Here is a 14,696-nt window from a genome sequence, read left to right as displayed (position 1 = left end):
AATTGACCACCCACCACCAGTCGACCCGGGGGGAACCCCGGGTCGCTCTCGTCACCTGCGCCGAGCTGGCCGACCTCGACCCGGACGACCGGCTGGTCCTCGCCCCACTCGCCGCCCGCGGCGTCGCCGTCCAGGCCGTCGTCTGGGACGACCCCGACGTCGACTGGTCGTCCTACGACCTGGTCGTGCTCCGCTCACCCTGGGACTACGCGTTACGCCGCGACGAGTTCGTGGCCTGGGCGGCCACCGTCGCGACGCTGGTCAACCCGGCCGACGTGGTCCGCTGGAACACCGACAAGCGCTACCTCGCCGAGTTGAGCGCCGCCGGGGTGCCGACCGTGCCGACGTCGTGGGTCGAGCCGGGGGCGAGCTGGCAGCCGCCCGCCGAGACCGGCGAGTACGTGCTCAAGCCCGCGGTGAGCGCCGGCAGCCAGGACACCGGCCGGTACGACCTGGCCGACCCGGAACACCGGGACCTGGCCGCCGCGCACGTTCGACGGCTCTCCACAGCCGGCCGGGTGACCATGGTCCAGCCGTACCTGCGGGCCGTCGACACCGAGGGCGAGACGGCGCTGCTCTTCCTGGCCGGCCCGGACGGGCTCGCGTTCAGCCACGCGATCCGCAAGGGTCCGATGCTGACCGGGCCGGACCTCGGCCCGGACGGGCTCTACAAGACCGAGGAGATCACCGCCCGCACCGCCCGCCCCGAGCAGTTGGCGGTGGCCGAGCGGACCCTGGCGGCGGTGCCCGGTGGCACCCGACAGTTGCTCTACGCCCGGGTCGACCTGATCCCCGGCCCGGACGGCGAGCCGGTCCTGGTCGAGTTGGAGCTGACCGAGCCGTCGCTCTTCATCGGGTACGCGGACGGTGCCCCCGACCGCCTCGCCACCGCGATCACCACCCACCTGAGCCGCCGCGGCTGACCCGCTTGCCGCCTCGCGCCGCGGTGTGCCGGCGCGGGACGGGCAGCGGTCAGGCGGTGGCCGGCACCGGGGTGGCGGCGTCGGTCGAGGCGGGCTGGGGCGTCGGGGCGACCGGACGGCGTTCCCGGGTGGACCACTGCACCGCCAGGGTGGCCAGCAGCACCAGGCAGGAGCCGAGCATGTGCGCGCCGACCAGGAGCGCCGGCACGTGGGTGAAGTACTGCACGAAGCCGATCAGGCCCTGACTCAACTCCACGGCGACCAGGATGATGGCGGCACGGGTGGCGCGCTGCGCGCCGACGGCGCGGAACGCGAAGATGAGCGCCACCGAGAGGCCGATCAGCAGGAAGACCCCGTCGGCGTGCACCTGGGAGATCGATTCCGGGTCCAGGCCGTTGCGGGCGGCGCCGTGGTCACCGGCGTGCGGGCCGCTGCCGGTGACCCAGGTGCCGATGACCAGCACCGCGACGCTGACGCCGGTGGTGATCCGGGCCAGCGTGCGCAGCGGTTCGGGCACCACGCCCACGACCGGGCCGTCCGGGTCGACGACGCGCCGCCAGAGGGCGTACGCGGCGGCGATCACCGCCATCGAGGCGAGGAAGTGCAGCCCGACCACCCACGGGTTGAGGTTGGTGAGCACGGTGATGCCGCCGACCACGGCCTGGGCGGGAATGCCGAAGAAGACGGCGACGGCGAGCGGCAGCAGCCCGGGCCGGCGGGGCCGGTGCGCCAGGACGGCCAGCAGGGTGGCCAGCGCGATCAGGCCCACGGCGAAGGTCAGCATCCGGTTGCCGAACTCGATCACCCCGTGCCCGCCCATCTCCGACGTCGTGACGTACGACGCGTCGGTGCACCGGGGCCAGGTGGGGCAACCCAGGCCCGAGGCGGTCAAGCGGACGGCCCCGCCGGTGACGACGATGCCCACGTTCGCGATGATCGAGGCGAGCGCGAGGCGGCGCAGCAGGGTGCCGGAGACCGGACGGACGAATCGGTTCACGGCGCAAATCCTACGCACTGTAGTGATCGAGGCTCGTCCGACTCCGCCGGCTCGGTGGTTCGGATCACCGGGGCCCGGGTTTGCGACCTCCCGGGCAATTACGTAACGTTGGCGTTGTGAAAAACGCGGCGGGGCTCTCCGGGCACCAACCGACGGCCGTTCCGGCCCTCGGTGTGCCGGTCTCCGCGCCTGCCGTGGCCACGTCGGCCGGCCTCGCCGGGTCGTCGGCGGCCGAGATCTCCACCCGGGATCGGGTCACCCAGTTGCTGCTGGAGCAGGGTGCGACCACCGCCGCTCAGCTTGGCGCGGCGCTCGGGCTCAGCCCGGCGGCGATTCGTCGGCACCTCGACGCGATGCTCGCGGACGGTGACGTGTACGCCCGCGAGCAGACCGTGCGGGGCAGCCGCGGTCGGGGACGCCCGGCCAAGGTGTTCCTCCTGACCGAGGCCGCCCGGGTTCGCTGTGGCACACACCACTACGACAACATGGCCACCGCCGCGTTGCGGTGGATCGCCCGTAGCGGCGGTCCGGAGGCGGTCGAGGCGTTCGCCACCGAGCAGGTGGCGGCTCTCGAATCCCGCTGTCGGACGGCCATGGAGGACGCCGGCGACGACCCGATGGCCCGAGCCGAGGCACTCGCCGCAGCGCTCACGGCCGAGGGTTACGCTGCCAATGCGACCACGATCGCCTCCGGCGGCCAGCTCTGTCAGCACCACTGCCCGGTGGCGCACGTGGCCGCCGAGTTTCCCCAGCTGTGCGAGGCCGAGACCGCGGTTATCTCCCGTCTGGTCGGCACCCACGTGCAGCGTCTGGCCACCATCGCGCACGGCGACGGGGTGTGCACCACGCACATCCCGACCCAGCCGGCGCGCGCTCAATCCGGTAATCCCGTCACCACTGTGAGGACAGATAGATGACCGAGCAGATCGTCCAGCCCCTGACCCAGGAAGAGCAGCTCGCCGCCCTGGGCCGGTACGAGTACGGCTGGTCCGACCCGGACGCCGCTGGGGCGGTTGCCCAGCGCGGCATCAACGAGGCGGTGGTGCGGGACATCTCGGCGAAGAAGAACGAGCCGGAGTGGATGCTCGACCTGCGGCTGAAGGGCCTGCGGCTGTTTGACCGTAAGCCGATGCCGGCCTGGGGCGCGGACCTCACCGGCATCGACTTCGACAACATCAAGTACTTCGTGCGCTCGACCGAGAAGCAGGCCACCAGCTGGGAGGACCTGCCCGAGGACATCAAGAACACCTACGACCGGCTGGGCATCCCGGAGGCGGAGAAGCAGCGGCTGGTCGCCGGTGTCGCGGCGCAGTACGAGTCCGAGGTCGTCTACCACAAGATCCGTGAGGACCTTGAGGAGCAGGGTGTCCTCTTCCTGGACACCGACACGGCGCTGCGCGAGCACGAGGACGTCTTCAAGGAGTACTTCGGCACGGTGATCCCGGTCGGCGACAACAAGTTCGCCGCCCTGAACACGTCGGTGTGGTCCGGTGGCTCGTTCATCTACGTGCCGAAGGGCGTGCACGTCGAGATCCCGTTGCAGGCCTACTTCCGGATCAACACGGAGAACATGGGCCAGTTCGAGCGGACGCTGATCATCGTCGACGAGGGTGCGTACGTGCACTACGTCGAGGGCTGCACCGCGCCGCTCTACTCCTCCGACTCGCTGCACAGCGCGGTCGTGGAGATCATCGTGAAGAAGAACGCGCGCTGCCGCTACACGACCATCCAGAACTGGTCGAACAACGTCTACAACCTGGTCACCAAGCGCGCCGTCTGCCACGAGGGCGCGACCATGGAGTGGGTCGACGGCAACATCGGCTCCAAGGTGACCATGAAGTACCCGGCGGTCTACATGACCGGCGAGCACGCCAAGGGCGAGGTGCTCTCGGTGGCGATGGCCGGCGAGGGCCAGCACCAGGACGCCGGCGCCAAGATGGTGCACGCCGCGCCGCACACCTCCTCGTCCATCATCTCCAAGTCGATCGCCCGTGGCGGCGGCCGCACCTCGTACCGGGGTCTGGTGCAGGTGCTGGAGGGCTCGCACCACAGCCGGAGCACGGTCAAGTGCGACGCGCTGCTGGTCGACACCATCTCCCGCTCGGACACCTACCCGTACGTCGACATCCGCGAGGACGACGTGTCGATGGGGCACGAGGCGACCGTCTCCAAGATCAGCGACGACCAGCTCTTCTACCTGATGAGCCGGGGCCTGAGCGAGGACGAGGCGATGGCCATGATCGTGCGTGGCTTCATCGAGCCGATCGCCAAGGAACTCCCGATGGAGTACGCCCTGGAGCTCAACCGTCTGATCGAGCTGCAGATGGAGGGCGCGGTCGGCTGACGCCGCCCGCCGGACCGAGCACCTGACACCGTCGTCGTAGAACAGACCAAGGAAGAAATGACTACCCAGGCTTCCGCGCCGCCGCCCAGCACCAAGTCGCAGGCGCTGCGCTCGTACGATGTCGCCGACTTCCCGGCCCTCACCGGCCTGGAGGAGGAGTGGCGCTTCACCCCGCTCAAGCGCCTCCGCGGTCTGACAGGCGAGGTGCCGGCCGCGACCGGCACGGTCCGACACGAGTACGGCGACCTGCCCGAGGGCGTCGCCATCACCCGGGTCGGCCGCGACGACGAGCGGATCGGCAGTGTGCTGACCCCGGTCGACCGGGTCAGCGCGCTGGCCTACGGTGCCGCTGCCGACGCCCTGCTGCTGCGGGTGGCCCCCGACGTGGTGCTCGGCGAGACGGTGCGTCTGCGGGTGATCGGCGAGGGTGTCGAGCAGCCGGCGTTCGGGCACACCTTCGTCGAGGTGGGCCGGTTCGCCGAGGCGACAGTGGTGCTGGAGCACGTCGGGTCGGCCACCCTGGCCGACAACGTCGAGGTCGCCGTGGCCGACGGCGCGAAGCTGACGCTGGTCACGGTCGCCGACTGGGCCGACGACGCGGTCCAGGCCCAGCACCTGAAGATCAAGCTGGGTCGGGACGCCAAGGTCATCCACATCCAGGTGTCCCTGGGCGGCGACCTGGTCCGGCAGTTCACCAGCGTGGAATACACCGGTCGCGGTGGTGAGGCCGAGCTGTACGGGGTCTACTTCGCCGACGCCGGCCAGCACCTGGAGCACCGGCAACTGGTCGACCACAACGTGCCGGACTGCCGCAGCTACGTCGGCTACCGGGGTGCCCTGCAGGGCGAGAGCTCACACACGGTCTGGGTGGGTGACGTGCTCATCCAGGCCGAGGCGACCGGCACCGACACGTACGAGATCAACCGGAACCTGCTGCTCACCGACGGTGCGCGGGCGGACTCCGTACCCAATCTGGAGATCGAGACCGGCGAGATCGCCGGCGCCGGCCACGCCAGCGCGACCGGCCGTTTCGACGACGAGCAGCTGTTCTACCTGATGGCCCGGGGCATTCCGGAGAGCGAGGCCCGCCGGCTGGTGGTCCGTGGCTTCTTCGCCGAGCTGATCAACAAGATTCCGGTGGAGTCGCTGCGCGAGAGCCTCGGCGACGCGATCGAGGCCCGGCTGACCAAGGCCGGCGCCTGATGATCCGCATCTGCTCCACCGAGGACGTGCCGAAGGGCACCGCGATCAGCGCGGACGTCGACGGCACGCCGATCGCCCTGGTGCACGGCGAGGACGGCAACTTCTACGCCGCGTACGACGAGTGCTCGCACGCCGCGGTCGCGCTCTCCGAGGGTGAGGTCGACGGCTGCACGCTCGAGTGCTGGCTGCACGGCTCGCGCTTCGACCTGCGCACCGGTGAGCCCACCGGCCTGCCCGCCACCGAACCCGTCCCCGTCTACCCCGTCGAAGTCCGCGACGGCGACATCTACCTCAGCCTGACGCCGAGTAATGGAGTGACCCGATAATGAGCACCCTGGAGATCCGCGACCTGAAGGTGTCGGTCAAGCTGCCCGAGGGTGAGCTCAAGCCGATCCTGGCCGGCGTCGACCTGACCGTGAAGTCGGGCGAGACCCACGCCATCATGGGCCCGAACGGCTCCGGCAAGTCCACCCTGGCGTACTCGATCGCCGGTCACCCGAAGTACGAGATCACCGGCGGCACGGTGACCCTCGACGGCGAGGACGTGCTGGCCATGACGGTCGACGAGCGCGCCCGCGCCGGCCTCTTCCTGGCCATGCAGTACCCGGTCGAGGTGCCCGGCGTCTCGGTGGCGAACTTCCTGCGGACCGCGAAGACCGCCATCGACGGTGCGGCGCCGAAGCTGCGCACCTGGGGCGGCGAGCTGCGCGGCGCGATGGAGCGCCTCCAGATGGACCCGGCGTTCGCCCAGCGCAACGTCAACGAGGGCTTTTCCGGTGGTGAGAAGAAGCGGCACGAGATCGTCCAGCTGGAGCTGCTCAAGCCCAAGATCGCGATCCTCGACGAGACCGACTCCGGTCTCGACGTGGACGCCCTGCGGGTGGTCAGCGAGGGCGTCAACCGGGTCCGCGACACCGGCGACACCGGCGTGCTGCTGATCACCCACTACACGCGGATCCTGCGCTACATCAAGCCGGACTTCGTGCACGTCTTCGTGGCCGGCCGGATCGTCGAGCAGGGCGGCCCGGAGCTGGCCGACAAGCTTGAGGCCGAGGGCTACGAGCGGTACGCCGCCGGGGCCGGCACGGCCAAGGCCTGAGTGGGAGAGGCGCTGCCGAGATGACCAGCATCGCGATCCCCGAGGGGATGCCGCAGTACGACGACGTGCCGCGTTTCGACGTGGCCCGGGTGCGCGCCGACTTCCCGATCCTCGGTCGGGAGGTCAACGGACACCCGCTGGTCTACCTCGACAGCGCCAACACCTCGCACAAACCCCGCCAGGTGCTCGACGTGCTCGACGAGCACTACGCGCGGCACAACGCCAACGTGTCGCGCTCGGTGCACACCCTGGGCACCGAGGCCACCGAGGCGTACGAGGGGGCGCGGGCGAAGGTCGCCGCGTTCATCAACGCGCCGAGCGTGGACGAGGTGGTGTTCACGAAGAACTCCACCGAGGCGATCAACATCGTGGCGTACGCCTTCTCGAACGCCTCGCTGCGTCCGGATGGCGACAGTCGTTTCCGGCTCGGTCCGGGTGACGAGGTGGTGATCTCCGAGATGGAGCACCACTCGAACATCGTCCCGTGGCAGTTGCTCTGCGAGCGGACCGGCGCGACCCTGCGCTGGTTCCCGGTCACCGACCAGGGTCGGTTGGACGAGTCGGGCCTTCAGGACCTGGTCACCGAACGGACGAAGATCGTCTCGCTGGTGCACACGTCCAACATCCTCGGCACGGTCAACGCGACCTCCCGGATCACCGCCCGGGTCCGCGAGGTGGGCGCGCTGCTGCTGCTGGACTGCTCGCAGTCCGTGCCGCACCTGCCCATCGACGTGGTCGACCTGGACGCCGACTACATCGTCTTCACCGGCCACAAGATGTGCGGCCCGACCGGCATCGGCGTGCTCTGGGGTCGCGGTGAGCTGCTGGCGGCCATGCCGCCGGTGATGGGCGGTGGCTCGATGATCGAGACGGTCACCATGGCCCGTTCGACGTTCGCCGCGCCGCCGGCCCGCTTCGAGGCGGGCACCCCGCCGATCGCCGAGGCGGTCGCGCTCGGTGCGGCGGTCGACTACCTGAGCGGCGTCGGGATGCGGGCCATCCAGTGGCACGAGAAGGAGTTGACGGCGTACGCGCTGGACGCCCTGGGCTCGGTGCCGGACCTGCGGATCTTCGGCCCGAACGTGCCGGTGGGACGGGGCGGCACCATCTCGTTCGCGCTGGGTGACGTGCACCCGCACGACGTGGGCCAGGTGCTCGACTCGCTCGGCGTGCAGGTGCGGGTGGGTCACCACTGTGCCAAGCCGGTGTGCAGCCGGTTCGGTGTCCCGGCCATGACCCGGGCCTCGTTCTACCTCTACACCACCACCGAGGAGATCGACGCTCTGGTGGCCGGTCTGGAGCAGGTGCGGAAGGTGTTCGACTGATGCAGCTCGACCAGCTCTACCAGGAGATCATCCTGGACCACTACAAGCGCCCGCACGGGCGTGGCCTGCGCGACGCCGACGACTCGGGCGACCGGGTCGCGGAGGCGCACCACGTCAACCCCACCTGCGGTGACGAGGTCACCGTCCGGGTGGCCACCGATGGCACCGTGCTGCACGACATCTCGTACGACGGGATGGGCTGCTCGATCAGCCAGGCCTCGGCGAGCGTGCTGCACGAGTTGTTGCGCGGTCGGGGCGCCGGGGAAGCATTCGAGGTGCACGAGGCGTTCGTGGAGTTGATGTCCGGACGTGGCCAGATCACGCCGGACGAAGACGTGCTCGGTGACGGGGTTGCTTTCGCGGGCGTGGCCCGTTACCCCGCCCGGGTCAAGTGCGCGCTGCTGCCGTGGATGGCGTTCAAGGACGCCGCGGCACGCGCCGGTGTGGGCGTGAGCCCGGAGGTGAAGGCATGAGCAGCGAGAACACCGCTACCGCGGCGACCACGCCGGAGGCCGGTGACGCCACCGCGGCGCCGCAGACCGAGGCCGTGACGACCGACGGTGCCGCGACGGCGGGTGCCGGCGACGCCGCCACCCCGGCCGGCGGCGTCAGCAAGGCCATGATCGCCGACATTGAAGAGGCGATGAAGGACGTCGTCGACCCGGAGCTCGGCATCAACGTGGTCGACCTGGGCCTGGTGTACGGCGTGCACGTTGACGACGAGAACGTCGCCACCCTCGACATGACGCTCACCTCGGCGGCCTGCCCGCTGACCGACGTCATCGAGGACCAGACCCGGCAGGCCCTGACCACCGGCCCCGGCGGCGGCCTGGTCAGCGACATCCGGATCAACTGGGTGTGGCTCCCGCCGTGGGGTCCGGACAAGATCACCGACGAGGGTCGGGACCAGCTCCGTTCCCTCGGCTTCAACGTCTGACGCTGTGCACCGTCGAGCGTGGCACCCGCGACCGGGTGCCACGCTCGACGCGTCCACCGGGCTTGCGCGCCGACAGGTCTACGTTCAATCCTGGTTGGGCAGCCAGGGTGTGAGCAGGGTCGGGTCGGCGACGGACAGCGTCACCTGGTCACGCTCCGAGTCGGTCAATGGCAGCGCCCGCAGTCGGGCACCCCAGTCCGGTACGCGTCCGTCCTCGCTCAGCGCGACCGACAGTTCGATCAACGCGGCGAGCGCCAGCGCCTGTTCGACGGGCGGCGCCGCCTCACCGCGCCGGCGCAGCCCGGAGTCGAGCGCCCGGAAGGCGGCCCGGTCGTCGTTCTTGAACTCCCGCAGGATCCGGGCGTTGTCGAGCACCCGGGCCAGCCCTGCCAGTTCCTTCGCGCCGCCATACTCAACATCCGGTTCGTCCCGCTGGATGAAGACGATGATGTTGCCGGACGGATCGGTGATGGTGAAGCGGGTGGCACCCGGCCGCAGACGACCGATCCGGGGCCGCCCCTTGGCGAGCACCTTGCCGTACCCGCGGCGCATCGCCTCGGCGAACGCCGCATGGTACCCGGCGACCGCGTCGACCATCACCAGACAGCCGCCGGTCTTCTCCGCCGCGGGGTCCACCCCGTCCGGCGCGGCGCGGTAGTTCAACTCGAATCCGCTCCACCGGAACGCCAGCCACAGGTACGGCCTGGTCTGCTCCCAGGTCACCGCGAAGCCGAGACCCCGCCAGAATGCCAGGGTCTCCTCCGGTGACGTGCAGTGCAGCAGCGGCACGACGGTCTCGTTGGGTTGGACACCGTTCTCGGTCATCTCACCTCATCGGGGTAGGGGTCGACGCCTGGCCAGTGTTTCCGTCAGCCGGACCGGAGCCTATGCGGAAAACGACAGAATTCCGGCCCGGACCGTGAAGGGCCTGGCGGTTCTCGTCGAGCGCCGGACCTGATCTGGCGCCCGATCCGCTGGCGGCCGGACCCGCCCGAATACGGAGGCGCCGACGGCCGTCCCGGTCCAGAATGGGCACCGTGATCGAGGCGTACCCGATGCAGGTCCCTGTCCGTGCGGCGACTGCCGTGCGTCGACAGCGGCCGGTTCGCGGACGAGCCTCGGCCCGCCACCGACGACCGTGACCGGGGCGTTCCTCGCCGGCATGGTGGCCGGCTACGGCGTCGCCATTCCGGTCGGCGCGATCGCGGTGCTCATCCTGGGGCTCAGTGCCCGTACCTCGTTCCGGGTCGGTGCGGCCGCAGCGCTCGCCGTGGCGACGGCCGACGGGCTGTACGCGGCGGTCGCCGCGCTCGGCGGCGCCGGCCTGGCCGACGTCATCGCACCGGCCGCCGGGCCGCTGCGGATGGTCGCCGCCGTGGTCCTGTTGGGGCTCGCCGGGCACAGCCTCTGGCGGACGTGGTCCGCCCACCGCTCGCAGCGGCCACCGTCGGCACGCACCGGTCAGGGCATGGGCACTCCGGGGCGGGCCTACGTGGCGCTGCTCGGGTTGACCCTGCTGAACCCGACGACGGTGCTCTACTTCGCCGCGTTGGTGATCGGTCGTCGGGACACCGCCGACGCGGCCCCGGGCGCGGCGGCGCTCTTCGTGGCGGGCGTGTTCCTGGCGTCGGCGAGTTGGCAGCTGCTCATCGCCGGTGGTGGCACGGTGGTCGGTCGGGCGCTGAGCAGCCCGCGCGGGCGACTGGTCACCGGCCTGGTGTCCAGCGCGCTGATCGCCGCGCTGGCGGTGGCTGCGCTGCTGCCGGGCTGAGCCGGCACCGCCCGACGGCCCGGCCGGGCCTGTCGTGCCGTACGGTCGGGCGGTGACCAGTCGACCCGCAGCGGGAGGCGGCCGGTGGGTCGAGGTGGACCCGGGCCGCATCGGCCGGTGGGTCGAGGGCTTCGCCGACCGGCACGGCCCGCCCACCACCACGGCACAGGAGTACGGGCTGCTGCTCGCCGCACCCGACGGGTCCACCGCCGAGTTGCACGCCCCACCCGGGTCGCCGGCCAGCGTCGACGTGGCCGGGTTCGTGGCCGCCGCTGGCGCGCCCCGCCGGATCGGTCTGCTGCTGGCCCGCAAGGGCGCGGTGGCGCTCGGGGTGGCCGAGGGCGCCGACCTCGTGGTCTCCAAGGTGGACACCCGGTATGTGCAGGGGCGCACCGCTGCGGGGGGATGGTCGCAGCACCGGTTCGCCCGCCGGCGCGACAACCAGGCGAAGGCGGCGCTGGGCGACGCGGCGGACCTGGCCGTACGCCTGCTGTTGCCGGAGGCGGCGGCGCTCGCCGCGCTGGTCTGCGGTGGTGACCGGCGGGCGGTGGACGGGGTGCTGGCCGACCGGCGGTTGGCCCCGCTCGTGCCGTTGCGGGCGGAGCGGCTGCTCGACGTGCCGGAGCCCCGGCACGCTGTGCTGGTCGCGGCGGTGGGCGCGGCCCGTGCGGTACGGATTCTGGTACGCGACCCCGTCTGAACTCGACGATCCCCGGCGTCGGTGGGGGAGACGGCCGCCACCCGGAATGGGGTTCCCGGGCGTGCCGCCCGGCTGGCGGCCGGAGGATGGGTGCGTGGAGTTTCTGGTTGACATGATGTCCGAGGCGCAGATTCTGCGTACCGTCCTCGACCGGTGGAAATCGGCTGTCGACGCCCACGAGCCCGATCGGGTAGCGGCGTGCTTCACGGACGACGCGATCTTCCAGGGATTGCAGCCGTACGCGGTCGGTCGGGCCGGTGTCGCCGCGTACTACGCCGGGCAGCCGCTGGGTCTGACCGCCGCGTACGAAATTCGGGAGATCCGCCGTCTCGCCGACGACGTTGTCCTTGGTTACCTGGAGGTGGAGTTCGGCTTCACCGACCGGCCGGCCCTGACCGTCAACCTCGGCGTGCTCGTGCGGCGGGTCGACGACGACTGGCTCATCGGTCACTACCAGGTCTCGCGGCTCGCCTGACCCCCGCCCGTCGGCCATCCAGCACGTGGATGGCCGAGGGCTCCGAACGATCGTGGCAGGCTCGCCGACGGGCCTGCCACGATCTCGGAGCGTGTCAGAGCTGGTCGGTGCCGAAGGTGTCGCAGCTGGTCGGGTCGCCGCGGTCGAAGCCCTGCTGGAACCAGCGCTTGCGCTGTTCGGACGTGCCGTGGGTGAACTGGTCAGGGTTGACCCGCCCGCCGGAGCGCTCCTGGATGCTGTCGTCGCCGATCGCCTCGGCGGCCTGTACCGCCTCGCTGATGTCGGTCTGGGTGATGGACGTGAACAGCGGTTCCTGGCCGGTCTTGTCCTTGCTCTCGGTGGCGTGCTTGGCCCACGCGCCGGCGTAGCAGTCGGCCTGCAACTCCAGTCGTACGGAGGCGGAGCCAGGGCCGCTCTGGTCGCCCTGTCCGGCCTTCGCGTTGGTGCCGAGCAGGTTCTGGATGTGGTGTCCGTATTCGTGCGCGAGCACGTACGGCTGGGCGAACTCGCCCTTGGCGCCGAACCGTGACGCCAGCTCGTCGTAGAAGCTCAGGTCGATGTAGACCTGCTTGTCGGCGGGGCAGTAGAACGGGCCGACGCCGGAGTCGGCCTGGCCGCAGCCGGTGCTGACCGCCGCCTGGAAGAAGTTGGTGTCGGTCGGCTCGTACCGTCCCATGCCCAGTTCCGGGTACGCCTTCTGCCAGTAGGCCTGGATGCTGTTGACGTAGAGCACGTTGCGGCAGCGCGCGTCGTCGAGGCGGTCGGGGTTGTCGCGGGAGCACAGCTGTTCCAGGTCGGTGCCCCCGGCTGGCCCACCTCCGTCGCCGTTGGTCATCGCGTTGAGGCCGAACCCGCCGCCGAGCAGGGCGATGAGGACGGCCACCACGATGCCGATGATGCCGCCCCGGCCGCCGCCGCCGGGGATGGGGATGCCGAAGCCGCCGCCCGACCCGCCGCCTCGACCCAGGTCGTTGGCCTGGGAGGTGTCGAGCTCGGCCCGCTCGTTGAGTTCCATGCTGACCCCGATCGCCGTATGCCGGTGAGTGTCTTCTTTGTGTCGGTTCGTCATGTGCGTGCCGGACGGGGTCCGGACAGCCGTTCCGGTACCCGATGATCTTGGTTGGTAATCCGGCGGGCCGTTCGGCGACGCCCGGTACACTTGTCGGGTGCTGCGCTGCGAAGGCTGAACCGCCCCGCGCCGTCGGGCCCCTTGAGCCCGTCGGCGGTTTCGCGTGCCCCGAGTCAGCCTTCCGAACCCCGAGAGCGAGCCCGCAAACATGATCACTGCCACCGGCCTGGAACTGCGTGCCGGTTCCCGGATCCTGCTCTCCGACACCACCCTGCGCGTGCAGCCCGGTGATCGGATCGGCCTGGTCGGTCGCAACGGCGCCGGCAAGACCACCACCCTGAAGGTGCTCGCCGGTGAGGGTCAGCCGTACGGCGGCCAGATCGACCAGCGCAGCGCCATCGGCTACCTGCCACAGGACCCGCGCACCGGCGACCTGGAGGTCACCGGCCGTGACCGGGTGCTCTCCGCCCGCGGGCTGGACGTGCTGATGGCGCAGATGCAGGAGATCGAGGCCCGGCTCGCCGAGGACGCCGACGAGAAGCTGGTCCGTCGGTACGGCGCGCTGGAGGACCAGTTCGCCGCCCTGGGCGGGTACGCGGCCGAGGCCGAGGCCGCGCGGATCTGCGCCAACCTCGGCCTGCCGGACCGGGCGCTCGCGCAGACCATCGGCACCCTCTCCGGTGGTCAGCGCCGCCGCATCGAGCTGGCCCGGATCCTGTTCCGCGACGCGGGCGAGAACGGCGGCGGCATCCTGCTGCTCGACGAGCCCACCAACCACCTCGACGCCGACTCAATCACCTGGTTGCGCGGCTTCCTCGCCAACCACAAGGGCGGGCTGATCGTGATCTCCCACGACGGCGCGCTGCTGGAGTCGGTGGTCAACAAGGTCTGGTTCCTCGACGCCACCCGATCGGTGATCGACGTCTACAACCTGGGCTGGAAGGCATACCTGGAGGCCCGCGAGACCGACGAGCGGCGGCGCCGCCGGGAGCGGGCCAACGCGGAGAAGAAGGCCGGCGCGCTGATGGCGCAGGCCGACAAGATGCGGGCCAAGGCCACCAAGACCGTGGCCGCGCAGAACATGGCCCGCCGCGCCGAGAAGCTGATCTCCGGCCTGGAGGAGGTACGCGTCGCCGACCGGGTGGCCAAGGTGCGTTTCCCCAGCCCCGCGCCGTGCGGCAAGACTCCGCTCACGGCGACCGGCCTCTCCAAGTCGTACGGCTCGCTGGAGATCTTCACCGACGTCAACGTCGCCGTGGACCGGGGTTCCCGGGTGGCCATCCTCGGGCTCAACGGCGCGGGCAAGACGACCCTGCTGCGGATGCTCGGCGGCCTGCTGACGCCGGACACCGGCGAGGTGCACGCCGGGCACGGTCTGCGCCTGGGCTACTACGCCCAGGAGCACGAGACGCTGGACGTGGAGCGGACCGTGCTGGAGAACATGCGCGCCGCCGCCGTCGAGCAGTCCGACACCGACCTACGCAAGATCCTTGGCGCGTTCCTCTTCTCCGGCGACGACGTGAACAAGCCCGCCGGGGTGCTCTCCGGTGGTGAGAAGACCCGGCTGGCCCTGTCCACCCTGGTCTGTTCCGGCGCCAACGTGCTGCTGCTCGACGAGCCGACGAACAACCTCGACCCGGTCAGTCGGGAGCAGGTGCTCGACGCCATCGCCAACTACCCCGGCGCGATCGTCCTGGTCACCCACGACCCGGGTGCCGTGCTGGCGCTCAAGCCGGACCGGGCCATCCTGCTGCCCGACGGTGACGAGGACGCCTGGAGCGACGACCTGCTCGAACTGGTCGAGCTGGCCTGACCGGGAACGGCTGGTCTGACCGGGAACGGCTGGCCGGCTC

The 14,696-nt window shown here is 70.8% G+C and carries 16 protein-coding genes; 13 read left to right on the top strand and 3 right to left on the bottom strand.

Going from position 1 to position 14,696, the window contains the following annotated elements; all coding sequences use genetic code 11:
• Positions 1-2 precede the first annotated feature (2 nt).
• On the top strand, positions 3-923 hold the full coding sequence (locus tag EV382_RS15750; RefSeq protein ID WP_130402711.1) for an ATP-grasp domain-containing protein: 921 nt from the start codon (positions 3-5) through the stop codon (positions 921-923).
• Between the two features lie 49 nt (positions 924-972).
• On the opposite strand, the gene EV382_RS15745 is transcribed toward EV382_RS15750, so the two are convergent.
• Positions 973-1,938 (bottom strand): COX15/CtaA family protein, encoded by a 966-nt coding sequence (locus tag EV382_RS15745; RefSeq protein WP_208758427.1) that lies wholly within the window; start codon positions 1,936-1,938, stop codon positions 973-975.
• A 98-nt stretch (positions 1,939-2,036) separates the two neighbouring features.
• On the opposite strand from EV382_RS15745, the gene EV382_RS15740 reads away from it, so the two are divergent.
• The 8 genes from EV382_RS15740 to EV382_RS15705 are packed head-to-tail and all read left to right on the top strand — an operon-like array spanning position 2,037 to position 8,828.
• Entirely contained in the window at positions 2,037-2,837 is an 801-nt protein-coding gene (locus EV382_RS15740) for a helix-turn-helix transcriptional regulator (RefSeq protein WP_425271902.1), read from the top strand.
• Entirely contained in the window at positions 2,834-4,264 is a 1,431-nt protein-coding gene (gene sufB / locus EV382_RS15735; protein WP_130402707.1) for a Fe-S cluster assembly protein SufB, read from the top strand. The genes EV382_RS15740 and sufB overlap by 4 nt, the downstream gene beginning before the upstream one ends.
• 57 nt (positions 4,265-4,321) lie before the next feature.
• On the top strand, positions 4,322-5,467 hold the full coding sequence (gene sufD, locus EV382_RS15730) for a Fe-S cluster assembly protein SufD (protein WP_130402705.1): 1,146 nt from the start codon (positions 4,322-4,324) through the stop codon (positions 5,465-5,467).
• Positions 5,467-5,793, top strand: a complete 327-nt coding sequence (locus EV382_RS15725) for a non-heme iron oxygenase ferredoxin subunit (RefSeq protein ID WP_130402703.1) — start codon at positions 5,467-5,469, stop codon at positions 5,791-5,793. The genes sufD and EV382_RS15725 overlap by 1 nt, the downstream gene beginning before the upstream one ends.
• Complete coding sequence (sufC, locus tag EV382_RS15720; RefSeq protein ID WP_130402701.1) at positions 5,793-6,566, top strand: Fe-S cluster assembly ATPase SufC; 774 nt, start codon at positions 5,793-5,795, stop codon at positions 6,564-6,566. The genes EV382_RS15725 and sufC overlap by 1 nt, the downstream gene beginning before the upstream one ends.
• Before the next feature lie 20 nt (positions 6,567-6,586).
• A complete protein-coding gene (locus EV382_RS15715; protein ID WP_130402699.1) occupies positions 6,587-7,891 on the top strand; it encodes a cysteine desulfurase in 1,305 nt (434 codons plus the stop codon).
• Positions 7,891-8,364, top strand: coding sequence for a Fe-S cluster assembly sulfur transfer protein SufU (gene sufU, locus EV382_RS15710; protein WP_130402697.1), 474 nt, complete (start codon positions 7,891-7,893; stop codon positions 8,362-8,364). Before EV382_RS15715 ends, sufU begins: the two co-directional genes overlap by 1 nt.
• Complete coding sequence (locus EV382_RS15705; RefSeq protein WP_130402695.1) at positions 8,361-8,828, top strand: metal-sulfur cluster assembly factor; 468 nt, start codon at positions 8,361-8,363, stop codon at positions 8,826-8,828. Before sufU ends, EV382_RS15705 begins: the two co-directional genes overlap by 4 nt.
• Before the next feature lie 84 nt (positions 8,829-8,912).
• Here EV382_RS15705 and EV382_RS15700 read toward each other — a convergent pair whose 3' ends face one another.
• Positions 8,913-9,653, bottom strand: a complete 741-nt coding sequence (locus EV382_RS15700; protein WP_130402693.1) for a VOC family protein — start codon at positions 9,651-9,653, stop codon at positions 8,913-8,915.
• A gap of 337 nt (positions 9,654-9,990) precedes the next feature.
• On the opposite strand from EV382_RS15700, the gene EV382_RS15695 reads away from it, so the two are divergent.
• The 3 genes from EV382_RS15695 to EV382_RS15685 all read left to right on the top strand — a co-directional run bounded on the left by EV382_RS15695 (position 9,991) and on the right by EV382_RS15685 (position 11,774).
• Positions 9,991-10,599, top strand: coding sequence for a LysE family transporter (locus EV382_RS15695; protein ID WP_130408857.1), 609 nt, complete (start codon positions 9,991-9,993; stop codon positions 10,597-10,599).
• Between the two features lie 52 nt (positions 10,600-10,651).
• Positions 10,652-11,299, top strand: coding sequence for an acVLRF1 family peptidyl-tRNA hydrolase (locus EV382_RS15690; protein WP_130402691.1), 648 nt, complete (start codon positions 10,652-10,654; stop codon positions 11,297-11,299).
• Positions 11,300-11,393: 94 nt separating this feature from the next.
• The gene (locus EV382_RS15685; protein WP_244236712.1) at positions 11,394-11,774 is read left to right on the top strand and encodes a YybH family protein; all 381 of its coding nucleotides are present in this window, start codon (positions 11,394-11,396) and stop codon (positions 11,772-11,774) included.
• A gap of 94 nt (positions 11,775-11,868) precedes the next feature.
• Here the strand turns inward: EV382_RS15685 and ypfJ are convergent, their stop codons facing one another.
• Positions 11,869-12,789: a KPN_02809 family neutral zinc metallopeptidase gene (ypfJ, locus tag EV382_RS15680; protein ID WP_130402689.1), complete on the bottom strand. Its 921-nt coding sequence runs from the start codon at positions 12,787-12,789 to the stop codon at positions 11,869-11,871.
• 262 nt (positions 12,790-13,051) lie between these two features.
• Between ypfJ and EV382_RS15675 the strand changes: the two genes are divergently transcribed.
• The gene (locus EV382_RS15675) at positions 13,052-14,656 is read left to right on the top strand and encodes an ABC-F family ATP-binding cassette domain-containing protein (protein WP_030337302.1); all 1,605 of its coding nucleotides are present in this window, start codon (positions 13,052-13,054) and stop codon (positions 14,654-14,656) included.
• The last annotated feature ends 40 nt before the right edge of the window (positions 14,657-14,696 follow it).

Origin of the sequence: Micromonospora violae (genome assembly GCF_004217135.1) — a bacterium.
Classification (GTDB): domain Bacteria; phylum Actinomycetota; class Actinomycetes; order Mycobacteriales; family Micromonosporaceae; genus Micromonospora; species Micromonospora violae.
Note: the sequence above shows the minus strand (reverse complement) of the source record. Positions and strands in the feature narration are given on the sequence as shown.